The organism is Micromonospora sp. NPDC049204 (genome assembly GCF_040647935.1).
Classification (GTDB): Bacteria; Actinomycetota; Actinomycetes; order Mycobacteriales; family Micromonosporaceae; genus Micromonospora.
Genome location: NZ_JBEZDC010000007.1, coordinates 167798 through 190535, shown reverse-complemented (window position 1 = coordinate 190535; position 22738 = coordinate 167798). Strand labels below are relative to the sequence as shown.

Below are 22738 nucleotides of genomic sequence, written 5' to 3'. Positions count from 1 at the left end.
CGCGGAACCTTACCCCCCCTTGGGCGAGGCATGTATACCGCCCTTGCGGCTGAGATGTACGCCCCTGCGCGCCAAGTTGTTCCCAATGTGATTCAGGCGACACGAAGATAGGGGTATTAGTACCCGGTCTGCGGTCGGCGCGCCGGCATGTCGGGCTGTTTCCACGCGACGGCCGGACAACCGTTAACCTCAGCGGCGTATTCGACGGCCGGCGGCCCGAGCGATCGCTCCTGGCCGTCACCACCCACTGGAGTCCGGGGAGGCTCTGATGAGTTTTGCGCGCGTGCGGGCACTCGTCGTCGTCGGCCTGCTGGCGATCATCGCCCTGGTCTTCGTCGTCGTGGCCGTGGTCCGCGACAGCCAGGGCGACGCGGGCACCGCGGCGGGATGCCCGGATGGCTGGCCGCTGGCGGATCTGACCCTGCGCGAGCGCAAGGACGTCAAGATCAACGTGTTCAACGCCACCGACCGGCCCGGCCTCGCCCACACCGTCAGCGACGAGTTCCGCAACCGCCAGTTCCAGGTCACCAAGACCGGGGACGAGAAGAAGCAGGTCGACAACGTCGCGGTGCTGCGGTACGGCCCGAACGGCGTCGGTTCCGCGCACCTGCTCGAGGCGTACTTCCTCAACGAGGCCAAGCGGGACTACCAAGAGAAGCGCACCGACGACACCGTGGACGTGGTGCTGGGCAACAACTTCCAGCAGCTCGCCACCACGACCGAGGTCAACCAGTCCCTCGGCGACTCGGGGCCACCGAAGGCGCCCGCGGGCTCCTGCCCGTCCCCGGCCGCCAAGTGACGGCGTAGCCACACCGCGCGCCGTCGGATCGACAGGTCACGGTCCGCCGGCGGCGTCCAGCTCGGCGAGCCGGTCGTGCAGCGACGGGAAGAGCGCCGGCGGGGCCGCGACCACCAGGTCCGGCCCCGGCGGCCGACCGGCCAGGCCGGCGACCCGCACACCCGCCTCGGCGGCCACCAGCCCACCCGCGGCCAGGTCCCAGGCCGCGAGGCCCTTCTCGAAGTACGCGTCGAGCCGGCCCTCCGCGACCAGGCAGAGGTCCAGCGCGGCGGCGCCCAGCCGGCGGATGTCCCGGACGTGCGCGATCAACCCGGCCACCACCTGGGCCTGGTGCGCACGACGACGGGCGTCGTAGCCGAACCCGGTACCGACCAGCGCCTGACCCAGGTCCACCTCGGCGGAGCAGCGCAGCCGGACGCCGTCCCGCCAGGCGCCGCCCCCGGCCGTGGCCGTCCACTCCTCGCCGGTGCTCACGTTGCGCACCACGCCGGCGACCACCACCCCGTGCACCTCGGCGGCCAGCGACACCGCGCTGTACGGCAGCCCGTAGAGGTAGTTCACGGTGCCGTCGATCGGGTCGACGATCCACCGCACCCCGCCCGGCGCGACCGGCCCGGTGTCCCCGCTGCCGTACTCCTCGCCGAGCACCGCGTCGTCCGGCCGCGCCCGCTTCAGCGCGTCGAGCACCTGCCGTTCGACCGCCCGATCGGCGGCGGTGACCACGTCGGTGACCGTACTCTTGGTCGCGGCCACGGAAACTCCCTCGGCGCGCATCCGGTACGCGGTGGCCGCCGCGTCCCGCGCCACGTCGAGCGCGATCGCCAAAAGATCCCGAGGTGACGGTGCCGAACCGTGCATCCCAACGTCCCCTTCCCGCACGACCGGGGTGTTCCGGGCCACGCGCGGGTATCATCCTTACAAAGTCCAGATCAGCGTCGAATCAGCGGTCCCACCGTCGTTACGCAGTGCGGCGCAGGATGATCGCCGCAGACGGCGTTACAATTCACCCCTGCCCACGCGCCACGGACCGCCGACCACCGGCCGGCCCGGGACGCGAGGGTCCCTCAACCACATCGCCCGGCCCGGTTGCCCCATGCTGTGCCGGACGACCCGGCCGTGCCCGCTCTTCGCCTCCGGAAGGTCATTCGTGACAGAACCCCGCCAGACCGGCGCCGACGTTCGCTCGCTCACCGACACCCTGATCGCCCACGCGCAGAGCGCCGGTGGTCAGCTGACGTCGGCCCAGCTCGCGCGCACCGTCGAGTCCGCCGAGGTGACTCCGGCCCAGGCCAAGAAGATCCTGCGGGCGCTCTCCGAGGCGGGAGTGACCGTAGTGGTGGACGGCTCGGCGAGCACCCGCCGCCGGGTCGCCGCGGCCCGGTCGACCACGCCGGCGTCCCGGGCCACCACCGCCAAGACCACCAAGAAGGCCGCCGCGCCGGCCCCGAAGCAGGCGCCAGCCGGCGACGACGCGCCGGCGACGCCGGCCCCACGCAAGGCGACCGCGAGCAAGGCCACCGGCGCCTCCGCCGCGGCGGCTCCGGCGAAGGCGACCAAGTCGACCCGAGCCACCAAGGCGACGGTGGCCGCGGCCGCCGGTGCCAAACCGACGAAGGCCGCCGGCAAGGCAAAGGGCGAGGGCGCCGACGGCGAGATCGACCCGGAGGAACTGGCCGCCGCGATCGAGGACGTGGTGGTCGAGGAGCCGGCCGAGCTGGCCCAGGCCGCCGAGACCGACGCCGCCGCCTCGGCGACCGACAACGACTTCGAGTGGGACGACGAGGAGTCCGAGGCGCTCAAGCAGGCCCGGCGGGACGCCGAGCTGACCGCCTCGGCCGACTCGGTCCGCGCGTACCTGAAGCAGATCGGCAAGGTTCCGCTGCTCAACGCCGAGCAGGAGGTGGAGCTGGCCAAGCGGATCGAGGCCGGGCTCTACGCCGCCGAGCGGCTGCGCGCCGCCGACGAGGGCGAAGAGAAGCTCGTCCGGGACATGGTCCGTGACCTGGGCTGGATCTCCCGTGACGGCGAGCGCGCCAAGAACCACCTCCTGGAGGCGAACCTCCGACTGGTGGTGTCGCTGGCCAAGAGGTACACGGGTCGCGGCATGGCCTTCCTCGACCTGATCCAGGAGGGCAACCTCGGCCTGATCCGCGCGGTGGAGAAGTTCGACTACACCAAGGGCTACAAGTTCTCCACGTACGCCACCTGGTGGATCCGGCAGGCGATCACCCGCGCGATGGCCGACCAGGCCCGCACCATCCGCATCCCGGTGCACATGGTCGAGGTCATCAACAAGCTCGGCCGCATACAGCGCGAGCTGCTCCAGGATCTGGGTCGCGAGCCCACTCCGGAGGAGCTGGCCAAGGAGATGGACATCACACCCGAGAAGGTGCTGGAGATCCAGCAGTACGCTCGGGAGCCCATCTCTCTGGACCAGACCATCGGTGACGAGGGCGACAGCCAGCTCGGTGACTTCATCGAGGATTCCGAGGCCGTGGTCGCGGTCGACGCGGTCTCGTTCTCGCTCCTGCAGGACCAGCTCCAGCAGGTGCTGCAGACGCTCTCCGAGCGTGAGGCGGGTGTGGTACGCCTCCGCTTCGGCCTGACCGACGGCCAGCCCCGGACGCTTGACGAGATCGGCCAGGTCTACGGGGTGACCCGGGAGCGGATCCGGCAGATCGAGTCCAAGACGATGTCCAAGCTGCGTCACCCGTCCCGGTCGCAGGTCCTCCGGGATTACCTGGACTGAGCCGGTTTCGTCAACCGAACGTGTCGTTTTGACCACCTGGTGTGCAACACGAGATGGTGATCGTCCGGATGCACGAATGTGATCGTTGACGTGGCACCCTGGGTGCACGGCACACTGTCCCTGCCAGGTGTGACCTCGGTCCCCCGCGGGCACACAGGGAAGGCAGTGCCTAGCAAGGGTGTTGCACCATAGGTGAGCAACGACCGAAGAGATTGTTCATCGGTGACGACCAGAGGAGGAAGGCGATGACCCCGACCCTCACGCCGCCGCCCGTGACGGCGGCTCCCCCAGCCGCCGATGAACGGTGCGACCGCTGCAATGCTGCCGGGAAGCTCCGGATCACCCTCACGGGTGGGAGCGAGTTGGTGTTCTGCGGGCACCATGCGAACAAGTACGCGGAGGATCTCGTGAAGATCACCGAGCGGTTCGCGACGGAGCCCGATTTCAGCTGGCGTGGCGCCGATCTGATGGCGAACTAAATCCGCTAACCGACATAGCCGACCGGAGGTCCCCCGAGGGGACCTCCGGTCGGCTTTTTCTGTCCGAACCGCCACGCCCGCCCCACGCCGAACGCGCCCCCGCAACCCGCAACCCGCGCCCCGTGCGCCGCACCCCGTGCCCCGTGCCCCGTGCCCCGCACCCCGCGTGCCGCACCCCGTGCGCTGCACCCCGTGCGCTGCACCCCGTGCGCTGCACCCCGTGCGCTGCACCCCGCGTCCCGCACCCCGCGTCGTCCCGCACCCCGCGTCCCGCACCCCGCGTGCCGCACCCCGCGGTGCCGCACCCCGCGGTGCCGCACCCTGCGCCGCACCCCCGTGCGCCCACCCCGAGCGCCGCACCCCGTGCGCCCACCCCGGGCGCCGCACCCCGTACGCCGCGCCCCGGCAACTTCTCCGATGTTGCTGTCTCCGACGCCACCGAGACAGCAACATCCCTGATCCTGCAGTGATCTTGACGACGACCACCGCCCTCGGGACACCGGGAGCGAGATCCAAGCGCCACCGGCCGACCAAGGTCACGCTCGAACCAGGATGTAGTGGCCTCACCAACCCACCGACACCACTACATCGTGGATCTAGCGCGATCTTGAGGATCGGGGCGCGCCCGCGGAGGGCATGTGCGGCCGTCCGGGCAGGCAAGCCTCGACACCACCCCAGACCCCCGTGATCCACTCGGTTTCACGGAAGTCGCGCTTTCCCCCCGGCTCGAACACCGCGTTTTCAAGGAAGCCGAGTGGATCACGCCGCCACGCCGCCACGCCGCCACGCCGCCACGCCGCCACGCCGCCACGCCGCCACGCCGCCACGCCGCCAGGCCGCCAGGCCGCCAGGGCGCCAGGCCGCCAGGGCGCCAGGCCGCCAGGCCGCCACGTCGCCAGGCCGCCACGTCGCCAGGCCGCCACGTCGCCAGGGCGCCACCCGGCTGGTGTGGTGGGGCCGGGCGGGTGGATCTGTACGGGGGGGCCGTTCCTCGGCGGGTCTAGAGGGTCTGGACGGTGGCGATGCGTTCCTCCAGCTGCTCGATGGTGGCCTGCGCGCTCGGCGGCCCGCCGCACAGCCGACGCAACTCGGCATGGATCTTGCCGTGCGGCTGGCCGGTGCGGTGGTGTCGGGCGGCCACCAGAGCGTTCAGTTGGCGCCGGAGCGCCACGCGACGCTGGGCGGCACTCAGAGGTGCCGGTGGTGCCACGGTGGGCGCAGCGGCCGGCTGAGAGGCCGCGTCGGCGGTACGGCGGCGTTGGGCGGCAAGTTGGGCGGCCTGCCGCTTGGTCAGCAGCAGGGACACCTGGTCGGCGGTGAGCAGGCCGGGCAGGCCGAGGTATTCCTCCTCCTCGGGGGTGCCGGCCTGTGCCGCGGTGCCGAACGACGCCCCGTCGAAGATCACCTGGTCCAGCTCGGCGGTGGCCGACAGCGCGGCGAACCGCTTCTCCAGCTCGCCGCTGGCCTGGTCGTCGCGCTGCGCGCGTTCCAGCAGGTCGTCGTCGAAACCGTCGGATTCCTTGGGTTTGCCGAGCACGTGGTCCCGCTCGGTCTCCATCTCGCTGGCCAGGCCGAGCAGGTGCGGCACGCTGGGCAGGAACACCGACGCGGTCTCCCCGGGGCGGCGGGCCCGGACGAACCGGCCGATCGCCTGGGCGAAGTAGAGCGGCGTGCTGGCGCTGGTGGCGTAGACCCCGACCGCGAGTCGGGGGATGTCCACCCCCTCGGACACCATCCGCACCGCGACCAGCCAGCGCTGGTCGGACGCCGCGAACGTCGCGATCCGGGCGGATGCGCCCTGGTCGTCGGAGAGCACCACGGCGGCCTTCTCGCCGGTCACCTGCTCGATCAACTTGGCGTACGAGCGGGCGGTCTGCTGGTCGGTGGCGATGATCAGACCACCGGCGTCGGCCATCCCCGCGTTGCGGAGCACGGTGAGTCGGGCGTCGGCGGCCCGCAGCACCTGCGGCATCCAGTCCCCGGCCGGGTCCAGGGCGGTACGCCAGGCCTGCGCCACCAGATCCTGCGTCATGGGCTCACCGAGGCGGGCGGCCAACTCCTCCCCCGCGTTGGTCCGCCACCGGGTCTCCCCGGAGTACGCCAGGAAGAGCACCGGCCGGACCACGCCGTCGCGCAGCGCGTCGGAGTAGCCGTACACGGAGTCGGCGCGGGAGCGCATGAGCCCGTCCCCGCCCCGCTCGTAGCTGACGAACGGGATCGGGTTGTCGTCGGAGCGGAACGGCGTCCCGGTCAGCATCAGCCGGCGTACGGCGGGTTCGAAGGCGTTCTTCACGCCGTCGCCCCAGGACCGGGAGTCCCCCGCGTGGTGGATCTCGTCGAGGATGACCAGGGTGCGCCGGGTCATGGTGCGCCGGCGGTGCACCTGCGGGGCCATTCCGACCTGGGCGTAGGTGACCACCGCGCCGTGGAAGTCGGCCGCGGAGTGCAGGTCGGCGTTGCGGAAGGCGGCGTCGAGTTGGATGCCCACCCGGGCCGCGGCGTCGGACCACTGGTTCTTCAGGTGCTCGGTCGGGGCGACCACGGTGACCGCCTCGATGGTGCCGTCGGCGAGCAGTTCGGCCGCGATCCGCAGGGCGAAGGTGGTCTTGCCGGCACCTGGCGTGGCGACCGCGGTGAAGTCGTCGGTACGCCGACGCAGGTATTCCACCAGGGCCTTACGCTGCCAGGAGCGTAGTGCCGGGAACGTCTCGAGCACCGGCGTCCGGGCTGCCACGCGAAGCTCCTCTCCGACCGCACGAACGCGGATCCGGGGCGAGGGCCACGAGTCCCGCCGCCCATGAAAACGCCTCCGCGCAGTAGCTGCCGCGAAGGCCGACTCAGCATAACCAGCACGGGCCCCACGGCCCAGGCGACGCCACGCTGGTCACAATCCCGCACTCACCCGAACAGCGGCCGGGCCGTTCACCACTCCCGGTCGGTACGCGGATCCGCCCCACCGGTGCGCGGTGGGCGCAGCGTCGCCACCGGCGCGGACCAGCGTCGACGCAGTGCGATCAGGCGCAGCCCGAAGACCAGGGCGGCGGCGGCGGTGAGCGACGCGGGCGCGGTCTGCCCGGTGACGTACAGCAGCACCACCGTGACCGACCCGGCCAGCGCGGCCAGCGCGTAGATCTCCCGGCGCAGGACGACCGGGATCTCGGCGGTGAGCAGGTCGCGGGCGAGTCCGCCGCCGATCGCGGTGAGCATGCCGATGAGGCAGGCGCCGACGGCCGGCACCCGGGCGTCGAGCGCCTTGAGCGTGCCGGTGACGGTGAACAGCGCGAGACCCGCCGCGTCCAGCACCAGCACGGTGGTGCGCAGTCGGGCCAGTTGTGGGTGCAACCAGAAGGTGGCCAGCGCGGTGATCGCGGCGGTGGCCACGTACCGCCAGTCGGCGAAGGCCAGCGGCGGCGCCTCGTCGATGACCAGGTCCCGGAAGATCCCACCGCCGAGGGCGGCCACGAACCCGACGAACGCGACGCCGAACAGGTCCAGCCGTTTGGCCACCGCCGCCGACGCCCCGGACGCGGCGAACACCGCGACGCCGGTCAGGTCGGCGAGGAGCAGGGCGGTGGAGGTGGTCACCGCCGCAGGCTACGTCGCCGGCCGGAGCGCCGGCCGAGGTTCACTCGCGGTACGAGTCGTAGATCTCCTTGCACTTCGGGCAGACCGGCGAACCCGGCTTGGCGGCCTTGGTGACCGGGAAGGTCTCGCCGCAGAGCGCGACGACGAAGGTGCCCATGACGGCACTCTCGGCGATCTTCTCCTTGCGGACGTAGTGGAACATCTCGGGACCGGTGTCGGCGTCCTTCAGCTCGGGACGCTCGAGAACCTCTGTGCTCACGTCTGCACCTCCAACCGACAAGTTTGGCAGGTCATCACGGCCGGGTCCACCTGAGGCCGGCGGGAGCCCGACCCCGTACGGTGCCCGGGTGACTGACTTTCACCTCAGCTACGGCACCGAGGTCGCCGACGCCCTGCGCGACGGCCGGCCCGTCGTCGCACTGGAGAGCACCATCGTCTCGCACGGGCTGCCCCGCCCGGAGAACCTACGGGTGGCCAGGGAAATCGAGCGGGCGGTCCGGGACGCCGGGGCCGTTCCCGCGACGATCGGCATGATCGGCGGCAGGCTGGTGGTCGGCCTGGACGACGCACAGCTGACCCGACTGGCGACGGTCGATGGAGTGACGAAACTCTCCGTCCGCGACCTCGCGGTGGCGGCGGCGAGCGGCGTGGACGGCGCCACCACGGTTGCCGCGACAAGCGCCGTGGCCGCCGCGGCCGGCATCGGGGTGTTCGCCACCGGCGGGTTGGGTGGGGTGCACCGGGAGGCCGCGCACACCTTCGACGAGTCGGCCGACCTGGTCACCCTGGCCCAAACCCCGATCGTGGTGGTCTGCGCCGGCGTCAAGTCGATCCTCGACGTGGGCGCGACGCTGGAGCGCCTGGAGACCCTCGGGGTCGCCGTGCTCGGTTACCGCACCCGCCGGTTCCCCGGCTTCTACCGCACCGACGCCGGCTTCGACCTGGACTGGTCGGTGGACTCCCCCGAGCAGGTCGCCGACGTACTCGCCGCCCGAGACGCGCACGCGTTGCACACCGGCGGGCTGCTCGTCGCCAACCCGTTGCCGGTCGACGAACAGCTCGACCCGGAGCTGCACGACCGGACGCTCGCCGACGGTCTGGCCCTGCTGGAGCGGGACGGGATCACCGGAAAGGCCGTCACCCCGTACCTGCTGGCGCACTTCCACTCGGCCACCGAGGGCGCGAGCCTCACCGTGAACGTCCGGATCATTCTGCGCAACGCCGATCTGGCCGCGCGGATCGCGGTCGCCGCGGCGGCCCGCGACACCGCCGCCGCGGTATGACCCGACCGGCCCGGGTGATCGTCGTCGGGGACGTGATCACCGATGTGGTCGCGGTGCTGAACGGGCCGCTCGCGGCCGGCTCGGACACCGGAGCCGAGATCAGTATCGGCGGCGGGGGCCAGGCGGCCAACACCGCCGCCTGGGTCGCCGCTCAGCGGGTGGACGTCACGCTCGTCGCCGCCGTCGGGAACGACGACGCCGGGCGGGACCGGGTCGCCGAGTTGGAACGGGCGGGTGTCGACTGCGCGATCGAGCGGGTCGAGGACGTACCGACCGGCACGGTGATCGTGTTGGCGACCGACGACGAGCGCACCATGGTCAACCAGCGGGGTGCGAACCTGCGGCTGAGCGCCGCGCACGTCGAGCGGGCCCTCGCGGCGGTGCCCGACGCGGGGCATCTGCACCTGTCCGCGTACACCCTCCTGGACGCCGGGTCGCGCGACGCCGGGCTGCGGGCGTTGGCCGCCGCCCGCGAGCGCGGGCTCACCACGAGCGTCGACGCGGCCTCCGCGGCGCCGCTGCGGCGGGTGGGCGCGGCGGCGTTCCTGAGTTGGGTACGCGACGTCGACCTGCTGCTGGTCAACGCGGACGAGGCCACGGTGCTGGCCGGCGGCCTGGACCCGGCGGCGCAGGGGCGGGCACTGTCGGCGACGGCCTGGCGGGTGGTGGTGAAGCGTGGCGCGGCCGGCGCGGTCTGGGTCGACCGCAGCGCGGCGGTCTGGGTGGCGCCCGCCCGGCGGGTGGCGGTACGGGACGTCACGGGGGCGGGCGACGCCTTCGCGGCCGGCCTGCTCACCGCCTGGCTCGCCGGCGCCGCCCCGACCGCGGCGCTGACCCGCGCCACCGACCTGGGCGCGCTGGCCGTCTCGACGGTCGGCGCACGACCACAGCCGTGAGTGTCGAACCCTGGCCCGTTCGCGGGTCAGGGTTCGACGTCGATGACCTTGTGGTGGCGCTCCTCCGCGGTGAGGCTCATCGGCGGGGTGTCGTCCGTGTGCCGGCGGTGGAACCGGTTGGCCAGCCGGTGTTCCTCCTTGGGCGGCCGGTCATTGGCCAGCAGCACGGCCAGCCACGGGATGAGCACCATGCCGAGGACGCACAACGGCAGCCAGAGCCAGAGCAGTGGGGCGTTCGCACCGACCAGGACCGCGCCGACGATGATGCAGGCCACCCGGATGCCCATCATCAGGACATAGCGGCGCTGACGGCTGGTGAGCTGGTCACCCTGGCTGCGCGAGGCGTCGGTGATCAGAATCGGCTGGTAGGCCTGACGCTTCACCTGGGACCTCCTCGAGGGGATTACGCCTCATCCTGTCACCGCGAGGCCGTGATCAGCGAAATTCGGCTCATCCCCATGCGTGTTACGCCCGTGGTACGCTCCGCGACGTGGGCAGCAGGTTCAGCTTCACCGACGAGGCGTTGGCCAACCTGAGGGTCTACGACGTCACGCCCGGGGAAGTCTGGGAGGCGCTGCACAGCGCCCGACGGGTCATTCGTCACCTGGGCGACGACGTCATGGTGGTCTACGCCGCCGCCCGTCGGGGCCGCCGACTGGCGGTGCTGCTCGCCGAGGCCGATGGCACCGACAACGACTGGGACATCCTCTCCGCCCGCGAGTTGAGCGACGTCGAGTCCAAGCGCTACGACGAGGCCGTGCGGAGATCTCGCCGATGAGGAGGCCGTGACGATGCACCGAAACGACGCGACCAAGCAGTTCCACAGCGGCGACGACCGGATCGCCGAGCTGATCGACGAGGGCCCGGGGGTCGACCTCCCCGCCCCCGACACCGACGTGCCGATGGTGAGCCGGTCGGTCCGGCTGCCGCTGGAGACCTACGAGCGGGTGCGGGCCGCCGCCGACGCCCGCGGCATCGGGGTCACCACGCTGATGCGCCAGTGGATCGAGGCCGGCCTCGCCGACCTGGACGACTCCGCGACCGTCTCGCTGGCCGACGTCCGGCGGGCGCTGGCCTCCCTGGCACACCCCACCGCCGCCTGAGCGTCAGCCCCGCGCAGCCTTCGCCGCCGCCTTCATCTGCTGCTTGAACTCCCGCACCCGGCTCAGCGAGTCGACGTCGGTGACGTCGGCCACCGACCGGTACGCACCGGGGTCGCCGTAGTCTCCGGCCGCCTTCCGCCAGTCCTGCGGGGTCACCCCGAAGCGCTTGCCGAGCAGGGCAACGAAGATCTGCGCCTTCTGCCTGCCGAAGCCGGGCAGCGCGGAGACCCGCCGCAGCAGCTCCGGCCCGTCGGCGACCTCGGCCCACAGCAGGGCCGCGTCACCGTCGTAGCGCTCCACCAGCACCTGGCAGACCTCCTGCACCCGGGCCGCCATCGCCTTCGGGAACCGGTGCAGCGCCGGCGGCTGGGCGAAGATCGCGACCAGGGCCTCCGCGTCGTACCCGGCCAGCTCCGCCGCGTCCAGGTCGTGGCCGAGCCGCTGCCTCAGCACGTACGGCGAGGAGAATGCCTTCTCCATCGGAATCTGTTGGTCCAGGACCATGCCGAGGAGCAGGGCCAGCGGGCTGCGCTCCAGCAGACGGTTGGCCTCCGGGTCGATGGGCAGCACGAGCGTCATGCCGACCATCCTGCCCGGCCCACCCGGCCGGGCGGACACCGACGCTCCGACCGTGCACGACAGATGGGCGCACGACAGATGGCGTCCGTCTGCCACGCTCGACGACATGCTTCGGACCGCCCCGCCCGGATCCCCGTACCACCGGCTCGGCCGCACCGACCGGCACCGCTGGTGGCAACCCGTCGTCGGCACCCTCGCGCTGGTCGCCGCGGCGCTGGTGATCGTCTGCCTGCTCTTCGGCGTCGCCGCCGTCGTGGCCGAACTCACCGACCGCCCGTACGGCGCCGACGGGCTGCCGACCTTCGGCCCGATTCCGGACACCGCGCTGCTGATCGCCTCGCTGGCACTGCTGCTCCCACTGCTGCTCGGCGCCGCCTGGCTCGTGCAGCGCCGACCCGCCGGCACGCTCTCCTCGGTGCTCGGCCGGCTGCGGTGGGGCTGGCTCGGCCGCTGCCTGCTGATCGCCACACCGCTGATCATCGTCATGCTGGTCGGCGCGGGACTCCTGCTCGATCTGACCGGCGAGAGCGCGATACCCGCCCCGGACACGTGGGTGGGTTGGCCGGAATTCGCCGCCGGGCTGCTGATGATCCTCCTGCTGGTGCCGTTCCAGGCCGCCGCGGAGGAGTACGCCTTCCGCGGCTGGCTGTTGCAGGCCGTCGGCGCGTACCTGCGCACGCCCTGGCCCGGGATCGCCCTCCAGGCGGTGCTCTTCGCCGCCGCGCACGGCTGGGGCAGCGGCTGGGGTTTCCTGGACCTGGCCTTCATGGGCGTGTTGTTCGGCTGGCTGACGGTGCGAACCGGCGGGCTCGAGGCCGCGATCGCGCTGCACGTGGTGAACAATCTGTTCGCCTTCACCCTGGCGGCGGCGTTCGGCGGGCTCAGCGCCGACGAGACGATGGCCGACGCCCCGTGGCAGGTCATCGTCGTCGACGTGTTGGCCCTGTCGGCGTACGCCCTGGTCGTCGACCGGTTGGCCGCGCGTCGGGGGGTGGCGACAGTCGTACCGCCGGCCCTGGTCGTGGCGGTGCCCGGCGAGCCCTCGGCCCCGGCCGGTGCGGAGCCGAGGCTGCCGGGCGTCGGGGTCGAATCTCGCGGGTGATGCTGGCTTCCTCCGCGACGGCAGGCAGGATGTCGGGGTGGACGAACACGACATGCTGCTCTCCCCCGCCGGTGTCGACGCGCTGCGGGCCGCGCTGACCGGAACCGGGTTCACCAGCCAGGGCATCGCCGAGCGGTTGGGCGCGCAGGCGACCGCCGCGGTCGCCCGCAACGACTACCGGGCCGCGCTGCGCGCCACCGAGGACGGCGACCCGCTCGGCACCCTGATCCGGCTGTTCATCTGCGCCCAGACCGAGTCGGAGGCCGCGGTGGCCGCCGCGCTGGCACCGCTGGGCCTGCCGGAAGCGCTGGCCGGCGGGTTGGTCGAGCGGCACGGCGACGGCCTGCGTGCCGGCATCGACCTGGAGCCGTACGGCGAGGACTGGTGGGTGCTCGCCGACGTGCCGGCCAGCGCCCGCCCGGGTCGCCCGTTGCACGCCGAACACGTCCTCGGCGTCGGCGGGGCCACCCACACCCTGATCGGCGCGACCATGCGCCGGCCGGTCGACACCGCACTGGACCTGGGCACCGGCTCCGGCATCCAGGCCCTGCACCTGGGCACCCACGCCAGGTCGGTCACCGCCACCGACCTGTCCGATCGGGCGCTGCGTTTCGCCGCGACCACCGCCGCCCTCAACGGGCAGGACTGGGAGCTGCTCCGCGGTGACCTGGTCGCCCCGGTGGCCGGTCGGCGGTTCGACCTGGTGGTCAGCAACCCGCCGTTCGTGGTCGGCCCCGGCACCACCACGCACGTGTACCGCGACTCCGGCCGGGTCGGTGACGCGATCGGCGCCGAACTGGCCGCCGCCGCCCCGGAGCTGCTCACCGAGGGCGGCACCATGCAGTACCTGGCGAACTGGGTGCACGTCGCCGGCGAGGAGTGGGACGAGCGGGTCGCCGGCTGGTTCGCCGGGACCGGCCTGGACGCCTGGGTGATCCAGCGCGAGGTGGCCGACCCGATGGCGTACGTCGACCTGTGGCTCACCGACGTCGGCGAAACCGCCGACCCGCAGCGGATGGCCGCGTGGCTGGACTGGTTCGACGCGCACAAGGTGGAGGGAATCGGCTTCGGCATCGTGTCACTGCGCCGAGGTGGACACACCGACCCGGTGGTCCGCGTGGAGGATCTGCGCCAGCGGGTACAGCCACCGCTGGGCGACCAGATCGCCGCCTGGTTCGACCGCCAGGACTTTCTCCGGGTACGCGACACCGAGGCGTTGCTCGCCGAGCGCTACCGGGCCGCCGAGGGCCTCCAACTGCGACAGGAGGCCACCATGGGTGACGAGGGCTGGGCGGTGGACCGGCAGGTCCTGGCGATGCCGCACGGCCTGCGCTGGACCGAGGAGATCGACCCGCTGGTGCTGGCGCTGGTCGGTGGCGCCGACGGGCGGCTGCCGCTGCGTGACCAGCTCGCCCTGCTCGCCGCCGCGCACGACGTCGAACCCGACGAGATGGCCGAGGCCGCCGGCCCGATCGTGGCGCACCTGGTGGAGCGCGGCTTCATCGAGCCGGTGACCGCCTGATGCGTGCGGTGGTGCAGACCGTCGGGCGGGCCAGCGTGACCGTGGACGGCGAGGTGGTCGGCGCGATCGAGAACGGACTGCTGGTGCTGCTCGGAGTGACCCACACCGACACCGCGGAGACCGCTCAGACGATGGCCCGCAAGGTGCACGAGTTGCGCATCCTGGACGACGAACGGTCCGCCGCCGACACCGGCGCGCCGATCCTGGTGGTCAGCCAGTTCACCCTCTACGGCGACGCGCGCAAGGGCCGCCGTCCCACCTGGACGGCAGCCGCCCCCGCCGAGGTGGCCGAACCACTGGTGAACGCGGTGGTCGACGCCCTGCGCCAGCGAGGCGCAAAGGTGGAAACCGGCCGCTTCCGCACCCACATGCTCGTGGAAAGCACAAACATCGGCCCCCGAACCCTCCTCCTAGACCTCTGACCAGCAGCGGTGATCAAGAGGTTCGCGTCAGGATCCGGGCTCGAAATGACGCAAACCTCTTGATCACCACGGTGGGTTAGGAGAAGAGGCCTCGGCGGGACAGGGACTGGCGGAGCCAGTTGTCGAGTTCGGTGGTCCAGTCGGTGCGGTCGGCGGTGGCGTGGTCGACGGTGAACCGGCCGAAGGCGTCTCGTCCCTCGGTGAAGACCCCACCGCGCTTGTCGACCTCCAGCACGACCTGCATCTGCTGGGCGTCGGCGATGAAGGTGACCTCCAACTGGTTGATCGAGCGGGCGTACTGCGGCGCCGGGCCGAACTCGATCTCCTGATAGAACGGCAACGTCTGCCGTACGCCGTAGATGTGTCCACGCTCCACATCGGCACGCGCGAACCGGAAACCCAGCCGCAGCAGCGCGTCCAGTAGTCGCTCCTGAGCGGGCAGCGGGTGCACCGACACCGCGTCCAGGTCGCCCTTGTCGACCGCGCGGGCAACCTCCAACTCGGTACGCAGCCCCATCGTCATTCCGTGCAGGTGTTGCCCGTACAGCTCGGTGACCGGTGTCTCCCACGGCACGCCGAACCGGAACGGGATGTCGTGGCGCTGCCCCGGCTCCAGCCGGAACGCGCCGGTGACCTGCTGACGGTGGAACTCCTGCGTGGTGTCGTAGTCGTTGTCGCCGCTCTCGACCTCGACCCGGGTGACCAGGCCGAGGGCGACGTGGTCGATGTCGACCTGGTGGTCACCGCCGACCACCTGGATCCGGCCCTCCAACTGCCCGCCCGGGCGGCAGTTCGGGTTGGCCAGCACCGTCTCCACCGACGGGCCGCCGACCCCCATCGCCTTCATGAGCCGCTTGAAGACCACGCCGTCCTCCAACTGTGTCCGTGCCGACCGAGGTGCCGACCGTCCGCAACGTAGCCGGGGCGGGCAACCACGGACCGGGCCGACACTCCACACAACGATCTGACGCAATTCCTGTCGGGTGCACGATCGCCTCACTCCCGTTTTACGCCCTGCCCGCCAAGCTGTGTCTCACACCGGCACCACTGGGCCGGAGACACGGCATAGACGTGGAAAACGGGGAGAGACAGAGATGGTCCTGCAGATGACGGAACACCGAACCCGCCCGGCCACCACGACCGACACCGACGGGACCTCCGAGGTCCTCACCGACCTGGACGCCACCGACGAGCGTGGCATCTCGACCGACCTGGTCCGGGCGTATCTCAACGGGATCGGCCGGACCAAGCTGCTGACCGCCGCGCAGGAGGTCGACCTGGCCCGGCGGATCGAGGCCGGCCTGTTCGCGGACGAGAAGCTGGCCACCTGCACCCCGGTCTCCGAGGAGCTGCGGGCCGACCTGCAACTCGTCGTCGCGGAGGGCCGGGCGGCCAAGGACCATCTGTTGGAGGCGAACCTGCGGCTGGTGGTCAGCATCGCCAAGCGCTACACCGGCCGCGGGATGGCGTTTCTCGACCTGATCCAGGAGGGCAACCTCGGCCTGATCCGGGCGGTGGAGAAGTTCGACTACGCCAAGGGCTACAAGTTCTCCACGTACGCCACCTGGTGGATCCGGCAGGCGATCACCCGCGCGATGGCCGACCAGGCCCGCACCATCCGCATCCCGGTGCACATGGTCGAGCAGGTCAACCGGATGGTCCGCGCCCGCCGCGAGCTGGCCGTGACACTGGGCCGCGAGCCCACGGTCGCCGAGGTGGCCCGCGCCCTGGAGGTGCCCGAGATCCAGGTCATCGAGCTGATCTCCTACGACCGGGAGCCGGTCAGCCTGGACCAGGCCGTCGGCGACGACGGGGAGAGCGCGCTCGGCGACTTCGTGGCCTCGGTGGACCCGCGCACCGAGCCGGGCGACGCCGCCGCCCAGGGCGAGCTGCGCAACGAGGTCAGCATCGTGCTGGCCACCCTGTCCCAGCGGGAGCAGGCGGTCATCCGGTTGCGGTTCGGCCTGGACGATGGCCGGCAGCGCACGCTCGACGAGGTCGGCCGGGAGTTCGGCCTGTCCCGGGAGCGGATCCGGCAGATCGAGAAGGTGACGCTGCTGAAGCTGCGTGCCCCGGAGCGGGCGCAGCGCCTGGAGGCGTACGCCTGCTGACACCACCGGTTCCCACGGAAGGCCCTGGCGGTTCGCCGGGGCCTTCCGTGCTGCGGTGGTACTTGACGAAGGCGCCCATCCGCGATACAAACCAACTGGTTATAAAACCAGGAGGTTATGAGTGCCGAGCACGGAGCTGTTGGACGCGACATTCGCGGCGCTGGCCGACCCGACCCGCCGGGCCATCCTCGCCCGGCTCGCGGCCGGGGAGGCGACCGTGACGGAGCTGGCAGCACCCTTCGAGATGAGCCAGCCGGCCATCTCCAAGCACCTCCGGGTGCTGGAACGCGCTGGCCTCGTCAGCCGGGGGCGGGACGCCCAGCGCCGACCGTGCCGTCTGGAGGCCCGGCCACTGCGCGAGGCGACGGCCTGGCTCGCCGACTACCGCGACTACTGGGCGCAGAGCTACCAACGCCTCGACGCTCTGCTCGACGAACTCCAGTCCGTCGACCGCACCGACACCGCGCGTCGGCCCGCCGGACCGGACGGAACGGGCGAGTGACAAACGTCGACGATCCGCTCGTCGTGCACAGCCCGGGCGACCGGGAGATCGTGCTGAGTCGGCTGTTCGAAGCGCCGGCGCGGCTGGTGTTCGCCGCCTTCACCCGACCCGAGCTGCTGGTCCGGTGGTACGGCGCACACGGCTGGAAGCTGGCGGAGTGCGACGTCGACCTGCGGGTCGGCGGGCGGTGGCGGTTCGTGTCGCAGGGCCCGGAGGGCACCCGGATGGTCCAGGCTGGGGTCTATCGACAGGTCGAGCCGCCGCACCGACTGGTCAGCACCGAGCTCTTCGACGACCAGTCCTACCCGGGCGAGACGCTTGTCAGCCACGAGTTCACCGAGGTGGCCGGACGAACGACAGTCACCACCACGCTGCTCTACGCCACCGCGCAGGGGCGGGACACCGTGCTGCGCTACCCGATGGCGCGGGGGGTCGGGCAGAGCTTCAGGCGGCTCGCCGACCTGCTGCGTTCCACAACGACGACACGAGGGGTGCAACCATGAACTGGACGCTGGAAGTGGTGATCGTGCCGGTCTCCGATCTGGACCGGGCGAAGAAGTTCTACGCCGACCAGCTCGGCTTCACCGTTGACCACGACACCGTGATCAATGACGACGCGCGGATCGTGCAGCTGACCCCACCCGGCTCGGGTTGCTCGATCGTGATCGGCAAGGGGGTCGTCCCGGACATGCCGCCGGGCTCGCTCCGGGGCCTGCAACTGGTGGTGCCCGACCTGAAGCGGGCCCACGCCGAGCTGGTCGAGCGGGGTGTGGAGGTCAGCGAGATCCAGGTGGTGGGACAGAACCCGCGACCGGTGCCGGACCCACTGGACAACGTCGGTTTCGTCTTCTTCGCCGACCCGGACGGCAACACCTGGGGCGTCCAACAGATCTCCAGCCGGCCCTGACCAGGCACCGTCAGAGGCGGCGGGGGCCGGTGTCCGGGCGGGCGGCCACGCCGCCCACCCGGACCTGGGCGTGCAGGACCGCGATGCCGTCCGGGCGGGCGAGCACCGGATTGAGGGTCAGCGACCGCACGCGGGGCTGCTCGTCGGCGAGCTGCCCCACCCGCAGCAACAGGTCGGCCAGGGCCGCCCGGTCGACCGGCGCGGCACCCCGGTGCCCACGCAGCAGCGGCGCGGCCCGGGGCTCGTCGACCAGCTCGGCCGCGTCGGTGTCGGTCAACGGCACCGCCCGCCAGGCCCGGTCGCCCAGCAACTCGGTGGCGACCCCACCGAGACCGAAACCGACCACCGGCCCGAACGCCGGGTCCTCCACCAACTCCACCACGCACGCCACCCCGGGCGGCACCATCGGCTGGACCAGTACGTCCGCGCCGAAGGCCGCGGCCAGCTCGGTGTACGCCCGCCGGAGAGCCATCTCGTCGGGCAGGTCGAGCCGGACCGCGCCGAGGTCGAGCCGGTGCCGCAGGCCGGGGGCAGCCGCCTTGAGCGCCACCGGATAGCCCAGCAGCGCCGCCGCGTCGACCGCCGCGTCGGCCGAGTCGACGGGCACCGACGCCACCACGTCGATCCCGTACGCGGACAGCAGCGCACCGGGGTCGGTGGCGTCGGTGCGGAACGCGGCCTGCGCGGCGACCCGGTCGACGCCGGGCAACTCGGGGACGACCCCGGGCGGGCGGCAGAGCCACTCGGCGTACCGGTGCACCCGGGCGAGGGCGCGCACCGCCTCCTCCACTCCCCCGTACGCGGGCACCCCCGGCGGCAGCCGCCCGACCAGGAACGTCGCCACGGTCGGCTTGCCCAGCGCGAGGGCCGCCGGTAGGGCGGCGGTCACGTCGGCGTCCACCTCGGTCCGCTGGCCGGGCAGCGGCGGCGCGAAGACCACCACCAGGGCGTCCACCTGGTCGTCGCTGGCCGTCTCGGCGAGAGCGGCGGCGAACTCGGCGGCACCGGCGCCCGGCCCGACGTCGCGGGGATAACCGTCGGCCACCGTGAGGCCGTGCCCGGCGCAGGCGGTGGCGGCCAGGCCGGTCAGGGCCGAGGAGTTGCCCACCACACCGACCCGGCCGCCGACCGGCAACGGCTGGTTGGCCAGCAGCACGCCCACGTCCAGCAGCTCCGGCACGGTGCCCACCCGGATCACCCCGGACTGGGCGAAGAGCGCGGCCACCGCCACCTCGTCCGGCCCGGCGGTGTCACCTACCCCCACCGGGCGGGCCGGCGAGGCGAGCGCGACGACCGGTTTGGCACGGCCGATCCGCCGGGCCAGCCGGGCGAACTTCCGCGGGTTTCCGAAGGTCTCCAGGTACAGCATGATCACGTCGGTGCCGGGATCGTCCTGCCAGTACTGCAGCAGGTCGTTGCCGGAGACGTCGGCCCGGTTGCCGGCCGACACGAAGCTGGACAGCCCGAGGCCACGCCGGTCCGCCTCGGCGAGCAGCGCCACCCCGAACGCGCCGGACTGACTGAAGATGCCCACCCGGCCCGGCGGCGGCAGTGCCGGGGCGAGGGTGGCGTTGAGGCGTACCGTCGGGTCGGTGTTGGCCACGCCGAGACAGTTCGGGCCGACGACCCGCATGCCGGCGGCGTGCGCCGCGCGGACCAGCGCCCGCTGCGTGGCCGCGCCCTCGGCCCCGGCCTCGGCGAAGCCGGCCGAGATGACCACCAGCGCGTGCGCCCCCGCGGCGGCGGCGTCGGCGACCACCGCGGTCGCCGCCTCCGGCGGGACCGCCACCACCGCCAGGTCCACAGGCGTGCCGGCGTCGACCGCCGACGGGTACGCGGGCAGGCCCGCCACGGTGGACGCGCTCGGATGCACCGGCACCACCGCGCCGGTGAACCCGCCGTCGCGCAGGTGCCCGAGCACCGCCGCGCCGACACCCTGGCCGGTGGCGCTGGCACCGTAGACGACGATGCCCCGGGGGGTGAGCAGCCGGGCGATCGAGCGGGCCTCGGTGCGGTGCTCCCGGCCACGCTGCACCTCCAGCGTGGCTTCGGTGGGCGCGATCGGGAAGCTCAGGTGCACCACACCGTCGGCGTACTCGCGCTGGACCTGGTAACCGAAGTCGGCGAAGACCCGCAACATCGTCCCGTTGGTCGGCAGCACCTCGGCGACGAAACTCATGATGTCGTTGCGGCGGGCCGTCTCGGCCAGGTGCTCCATCAGCACCGAACCGATGCCCCGGCCCTGGTAGGCGTCCTCCACGACGAAGGCCACCTCGGCGTCCGGCGCCTGCGGGCCGAGCCGCTCGTACCGACCGACCGCGACGATCCGGTCGGCGGCCAGCACCACGAACGCCTCCCGGTCGTGGTGGTCGACGGTGACGAACCGGATCAGGTCCCGTTCCGGGATGCGGGGGTACGGCGAGAAGTACCGAAGGTAGCGGGTGCGCTCGGAGAACCGGCTGTGCATCGCCACGATGCCCGGCGCGTCAGCCGGGTCGATCGGACGCAACTGGACGGTGCTGCCGTCGCTGAGCAGCACGTCCACCGGCTGGTCCACGGTCGTCACCGAAACAGCCCGGCTCAGTCCCGCGGATCGTGTGGATCGAGCCCGAGCAGCGGGAAGACGGCCTTGCGAGTCGCCGCGATCGCCCGGTCCACCGCGTTCGGCTCGCCGGTCGGCTGCCACGGCTCGTACGACGGGTCGGCGTCGTCGGTCATCCGCAGCGGCACCTCCCGGCCCAGACGACGGGAGGCGACCAGGTCCCGCCAGCCCGGCGGCGTGAGCGTGGCCGGGTCGATCGGGTCACCGGTGGCCACGGCCAGCAGGTGACTCCAGGCCCGGGGCACGACCTCGACCAGCGCGTACCCACCGCCGCCGGTGGCCACCCACCGGCCGTCGCACAACTCGTCGGCGAGTGCCCGCATCGCCAGGTAGGTGGCCCGCTGCCCGTCCACGGTCAGGTTGAGGTCGGCGAGCGGATCCAGTCGGTGCCCGTCGGCGCCGCACTGGGTGACCAGCACCTGCGGCCGGAACGCGCGCAGCACCGACGGCACGACCGCGTGGAACGCCCGCTGCCAACCGGTGTCGTCGACACCCGGCGGCAACGGCATGTTGACGACGGTGCCCTGCGCGCCCGGCCCACCCGTCTCGTCCGGAAACCCGGTGTACGGGAACAGGGCAAGCGGAGTCTCGTGCAGGCTGACCGTGAGCACCCGGGGATCGTTGAAGAAGACGTGCTGCACGCCGTCGCCGTGGTGCACGTCGACGTCCACGTACGCGATCCGCTCGGCGCCCAGGTCGAGCAGGCGGGCGATGGCCACCGCCGGGTCGTTGTAGACGCAGAAGCCGGACGCGCGGGCGGGCATCGCGTGGTGCAGGCCGCCGGCCACGTTCACCGCCCGCCGGGCGTCACCGCGCCAGACCGCCTCGGCGGCGGCCACCGTCGCACCGGTGATCAGCGCGCTGGCCTCGTGCATCCCCTCGAAGATCGGATTGTCGGACGTGCCCAGCCCGTACCCGGCGAAGAGCGGATCGCGGGGAGCGGCCCGCACCGCGGCCAGGTAGGCCGGGTGGTGCACGCGGGTGAGCAGGGCGTCGTCGGCCGGCTCCGGCTTGACCACCCGCACCCCGGGCCGATCCAGGATGCCCAGCTCCCGGGCCAGCGCGACGGTCAGCTCCACCCGTACCGGGTCGAGCGGATGGTCACCCATGTCGTAGGCGAGCAGCGACTCGTCCCACACCACCACCGTGTCGTCGGACATGAGCCCATCGTCGCACGAGGACCGTCGCCGACCCACCGCACGCGCTGGTCAGCGCGCAGATGTCGGCCCGGGGGCGACCGGGCGCGTGGGATCGGCCACCCAGTTGCTCCACGATCCAACGTAGAGCGCCGCGTCGGTGCGGCCGGCCAGGTGCAGCGCGAGCACCGCCTGCGCGGCGGTAACCCCGGAGCCGCAGTACGCCCCGACGGCCCGCGCCCCGGTCACTCCGGCGGCGGCGAACCGCTCACGCAGGGCGTCGGCGGCCGGGAAGCGCCCGTCCGGACCGACGTACTCCCCGGCGGGCAGGTTCGCGGCACCCGGCACGTGCCCGGCGACCGGGTCGATCGGCTCGACCTCACCCCGGTAGCGGGGCGCCGCCCGCACGTCGAGCAGCACCGCGTCGTCCGCGGCGGCCAGCTCGGCGGCCTGTCCGGCGTCGAGGACCGGGAGATCACCGGGGCGTACCACGACGTCACCGGGAGTCGGGGCGGGCGCGTCGGTGGAGACGGGCCGGCCGGCGGCGACCCAGGCTGGATAGCCACCGTGCAGCAGGCGCACCGGGCGGTGTCCCGCCCAGCGCAGCGTCCACCAGGCCCGCGCGGCGGCCAGGCCGTCGCCGCCGTCGTACACCACCACGGGGTGACCGGCGCGGACGCCGGCGGCCCGCAGCGCGGCCTGCAACGCGGCCGGGTCGGGCAGTGGGTGCCGGCCGCCGACTCCGGGCGGCCCGCAGAGCGCGGTGTCCAGGTCGACGAAGACCGCGCCGGGCAGGTGGCCGGCGAGGTAGTCGTCGTGGCCCGGTGGGCCGACGAGCCGCCAGCGAACGTCGAGCAGGGTGGGCGGGTCATCCTGGTCAAGCTCGGCGGCGAGCCGGTCGACCTCGACCAGCGGCTCCTGGGTACCGGACATGGCGACCATCCAACACCATTCGCGTCGA

General features: G+C 72.5%; 24 protein-coding genes. 14 read left to right on the top strand and 10 right to left on the bottom strand.

What is annotated here, in order from left to right:
• The first annotated feature begins 283 nt into the window (after window positions 1-283).
• Window positions 284-799, top strand: coding sequence for a LytR C-terminal domain-containing protein (locus tag AB0A90_RS16095; protein WP_357248051.1), 516 nt, complete (start codon window positions 284-286; stop codon window positions 797-799).
• A gap of 36 nt (window positions 800-835) precedes the next feature.
• Here the strand turns inward: AB0A90_RS16095 and AB0A90_RS16090 are convergent, their stop codons facing one another.
• A complete protein-coding gene (locus tag AB0A90_RS16090) occupies window positions 836-1657 on the bottom strand; it encodes an inositol monophosphatase family protein (protein ID WP_357247616.1) in 822 nt (273 codons plus the stop codon).
• 289 nt (window positions 1658-1946) lie between these two features.
• Between AB0A90_RS16090 and AB0A90_RS16085 the strand changes: the two genes are divergently transcribed.
• On the top strand, window positions 1947-3548 hold the full coding sequence (locus AB0A90_RS16085; protein WP_357247613.1) for an RNA polymerase sigma factor: 1602 nt from the start codon (window positions 1947-1949) through the stop codon (window positions 3546-3548).
• Between the two features lie 245 nt (window positions 3549-3793).
• Window positions 3794-4027 carry a hypothetical protein gene (locus tag AB0A90_RS16080; RefSeq protein ID WP_030489368.1) on the top strand — a complete coding sequence of 78 codons (234 nt, stop codon included), beginning with the start codon at window positions 3794-3796 and terminating at the stop codon, window positions 4025-4027.
• A 1000-nt stretch (window positions 4028-5027) separates the two neighbouring features.
• Here the strand turns inward: AB0A90_RS16080 and AB0A90_RS16075 are convergent.
• From AB0A90_RS16075 to AB0A90_RS16065, 3 genes are all read right to left on the bottom strand, one after another.
• Window positions 5028-6761 carry a DEAD/DEAH box helicase gene (locus AB0A90_RS16075; protein ID WP_357247610.1) on the bottom strand — a complete coding sequence of 578 codons (1734 nt, stop codon included), beginning with the start codon at window positions 6759-6761 and terminating at the stop codon, window positions 5028-5030.
• A 188-nt stretch (window positions 6762-6949) separates the two neighbouring features.
• On the bottom strand, window positions 6950-7612 hold the full coding sequence (locus AB0A90_RS16070; protein ID WP_357247607.1) for a trimeric intracellular cation channel family protein: 663 nt from the start codon (window positions 7610-7612) through the stop codon (window positions 6950-6952).
• A gap of 40 nt (window positions 7613-7652) precedes the next feature.
• Window positions 7653-7871: a DUF3039 domain-containing protein gene (locus AB0A90_RS16065; protein WP_007456912.1), complete on the bottom strand. Its 219-nt coding sequence runs from the start codon at window positions 7869-7871 to the stop codon at window positions 7653-7655.
• Window positions 7872-7959: 88 nt separating this feature from the next.
• On the opposite strand from AB0A90_RS16065, the gene AB0A90_RS16060 reads away from it, so the two are divergent.
• Both AB0A90_RS16060 and AB0A90_RS16055 read left to right on the top strand, forming a co-directional pair.
• Window positions 7960-8895: a pseudouridine-5'-phosphate glycosidase gene (locus AB0A90_RS16060; protein WP_357247604.1), complete on the top strand. Its 936-nt coding sequence runs from the start codon at window positions 7960-7962 to the stop codon at window positions 8893-8895.
• The gene (locus AB0A90_RS16055; RefSeq protein WP_357247601.1) at window positions 8892-9791 is read left to right on the top strand and encodes a PfkB family carbohydrate kinase; all 900 of its coding nucleotides are present in this window, start codon (window positions 8892-8894) and stop codon (window positions 9789-9791) included. Before AB0A90_RS16060 ends, AB0A90_RS16055 begins: the two co-directional genes overlap by 4 nt.
• Window positions 9792-9817: 26 nt before the next feature.
• On the opposite strand, the gene AB0A90_RS16050 is transcribed toward AB0A90_RS16055, so the two are convergent.
• Window positions 9818-10174: a DUF3099 domain-containing protein gene (locus AB0A90_RS16050; RefSeq protein WP_357247598.1), complete on the bottom strand. Its 357-nt coding sequence runs from the start codon at window positions 10172-10174 to the stop codon at window positions 9818-9820.
• 107 nt (window positions 10175-10281) lie between these two features.
• Here AB0A90_RS16050 and AB0A90_RS16045 point away from each other — a divergent pair, with 107 nt between their 5' ends.
• Complete coding sequence (locus tag AB0A90_RS16045) at window positions 10282-10569, top strand: hypothetical protein (RefSeq protein ID WP_074318059.1); 288 nt, start codon at window positions 10282-10284, stop codon at window positions 10567-10569.
• A gap of 13 nt (window positions 10570-10582) precedes the next feature.
• A complete protein-coding gene (locus AB0A90_RS16040) occupies window positions 10583-10894 on the top strand; it encodes a hypothetical protein (protein ID WP_088951534.1) in 312 nt (103 codons plus the stop codon).
• Between the two features lie 3 nt (window positions 10895-10897).
• Here the strand turns inward: AB0A90_RS16040 and AB0A90_RS16035 are convergent, their stop codons facing one another.
• Window positions 10898-11482: an HhH-GPD-type base excision DNA repair protein gene (locus AB0A90_RS16035; RefSeq protein ID WP_357247594.1), complete on the bottom strand. Its 585-nt coding sequence runs from the start codon at window positions 11480-11482 to the stop codon at window positions 10898-10900.
• Here AB0A90_RS16035 and AB0A90_RS16030 point away from each other — a divergent pair.
• Genes AB0A90_RS16030 through dtd form a run of 3 tightly spaced genes read left to right on the top strand, consistent with a single transcriptional unit; the run spans window position 11472 to window position 14519 of the window.
• Window positions 11472-12575, top strand: a complete 1104-nt coding sequence (locus AB0A90_RS16030; protein ID WP_357247591.1) for a CPBP family intramembrane glutamic endopeptidase — start codon at window positions 11472-11474, stop codon at window positions 12573-12575. The genes AB0A90_RS16035 and AB0A90_RS16030 overlap by 11 nt on opposite strands.
• A 37-nt stretch (window positions 12576-12612) precedes the next feature.
• Window positions 12613-14097 (top strand): methyltransferase, encoded by a 1485-nt coding sequence (locus tag AB0A90_RS16025; protein WP_357247589.1) that lies wholly within the window; start codon window positions 12613-12615, stop codon window positions 14095-14097.
• Window positions 14097-14519, top strand: a complete 423-nt coding sequence (dtd, locus tag AB0A90_RS16020; protein ID WP_357247586.1) for a D-aminoacyl-tRNA deacylase — start codon at window positions 14097-14099, stop codon at window positions 14517-14519. The genes AB0A90_RS16025 and dtd overlap by 1 nt, the downstream gene beginning before the upstream one ends.
• Window positions 14520-14595: 76 nt before the next feature.
• Here dtd and AB0A90_RS16015 read toward each other — a convergent pair whose 3' ends face one another.
• Complete coding sequence (locus AB0A90_RS16015) at window positions 14596-15384, bottom strand: sporulation protein (protein ID WP_357247583.1); 789 nt, start codon at window positions 15382-15384, stop codon at window positions 14596-14598.
• Window positions 15385-15625: 241 nt separating this feature from the next.
• Here AB0A90_RS16015 and sigB point away from each other — a divergent pair, with 241 nt between their 5' ends.
• From sigB to AB0A90_RS15995, 4 genes are all read left to right on the top strand, one after another.
• Window positions 15626-16630, top strand: coding sequence for an RNA polymerase sigma factor SigB (sigB, locus tag AB0A90_RS16010; RefSeq protein WP_357247580.1), 1005 nt, complete (start codon window positions 15626-15628; stop codon window positions 16628-16630).
• A gap of 121 nt (window positions 16631-16751) precedes the next feature.
• Window positions 16752-17132: a metalloregulator ArsR/SmtB family transcription factor gene (locus AB0A90_RS16005; protein WP_357247577.1), complete on the top strand. Its 381-nt coding sequence runs from the start codon at window positions 16752-16754 to the stop codon at window positions 17130-17132.
• Window positions 17129-17635, top strand: a complete 507-nt coding sequence (locus tag AB0A90_RS16000) for an SRPBCC family protein (RefSeq protein WP_357247573.1) — start codon at window positions 17129-17131, stop codon at window positions 17633-17635. The genes AB0A90_RS16005 and AB0A90_RS16000 overlap by 4 nt, the downstream gene beginning before the upstream one ends.
• On the top strand, window positions 17632-18039 hold the full coding sequence (locus tag AB0A90_RS15995; protein ID WP_357247570.1) for a VOC family protein: 408 nt from the start codon (window positions 17632-17634) through the stop codon (window positions 18037-18039). The genes AB0A90_RS16000 and AB0A90_RS15995 overlap by 4 nt, the downstream gene beginning before the upstream one ends.
• Window positions 18040-18049: 10 nt before the next feature.
• On the opposite strand, the gene AB0A90_RS15990 is transcribed toward AB0A90_RS15995, so the two are convergent.
• The 3 genes from AB0A90_RS15990 to AB0A90_RS15980 are packed head-to-tail and all read right to left on the bottom strand — an operon-like array spanning window position 18050 to window position 22710.
• A complete protein-coding gene (locus tag AB0A90_RS15990) occupies window positions 18050-20605 on the bottom strand; it encodes a GNAT family N-acetyltransferase (RefSeq protein ID WP_357247567.1) in 2556 nt (851 codons plus the stop codon).
• A 14-nt stretch (window positions 20606-20619) separates the two neighbouring features.
• A complete protein-coding gene (locus AB0A90_RS15985) occupies window positions 20620-21801 on the bottom strand; it encodes an acetoin utilization protein AcuC (protein WP_357247564.1) in 1182 nt (393 codons plus the stop codon).
• Window positions 21802-21849: 48 nt separating this feature from the next.
• Entirely contained in the window at window positions 21850-22710 is an 861-nt protein-coding gene (locus tag AB0A90_RS15980) for a sulfurtransferase (RefSeq protein ID WP_357247561.1), read from the bottom strand.
• Window positions 22711-22738: the final 28 nt, after the last annotated feature.

Coding starts and splice junctions, on each gene's coding strand:
- AB0A90_RS16090 (WP_357247616.1), bottom strand. CDS start 1,657: ATGCACGGTTCGGCACCGTCACCTCGGGATCTTTTGGCGATCGCGCTC.
- AB0A90_RS16080 (WP_030489368.1), top strand. CDS start 3,794: ATGACCCCGACCCTCACGCCGCCGCCCGTGACGGCGGCTCCCCCAGCC.
- AB0A90_RS16055 (WP_357247601.1), top strand. CDS start 8,892: ATGACCCGACCGGCCCGGGTGATCGTCGTCGGGGACGTGATCACCGAT.
- AB0A90_RS16040 (WP_088951534.1), top strand. CDS start 10,583: ATGCACCGAAACGACGCGACCAAGCAGTTCCACAGCGGCGACGACCGG.
- AB0A90_RS16030 (WP_357247591.1), top strand. CDS start 11,472: ATGCCGACCATCCTGCCCGGCCCACCCGGCCGGGCGGACACCGACGCT.
- AB0A90_RS16035 (WP_357247594.1), bottom strand. CDS start 11,482: ATGGTCGGCATGACGCTCGTGCTGCCCATCGACCCGGAGGCCAACCGT.
- dtd (WP_357247586.1), top strand. CDS start 14,097: ATGCGTGCGGTGGTGCAGACCGTCGGGCGGGCCAGCGTGACCGTGGAC.
- sigB (WP_357247580.1), top strand. CDS start 15,626: ATGACGGAACACCGAACCCGCCCGGCCACCACGACCGACACCGACGGG.
- AB0A90_RS15995 (WP_357247570.1), top strand. CDS start 17,632: ATGAACTGGACGCTGGAAGTGGTGATCGTGCCGGTCTCCGATCTGGAC.
- AB0A90_RS15985 (WP_357247564.1), bottom strand. CDS start 21,801: ATGTCCGACGACACGGTGGTGGTGTGGGACGAGTCGCTGCTCGCCTAC.
- AB0A90_RS15980 (WP_357247561.1), bottom strand. CDS start 22,710: ATGTCCGGTACCCAGGAGCCGCTGGTCGAGGTCGACCGGCTCGCCGCC.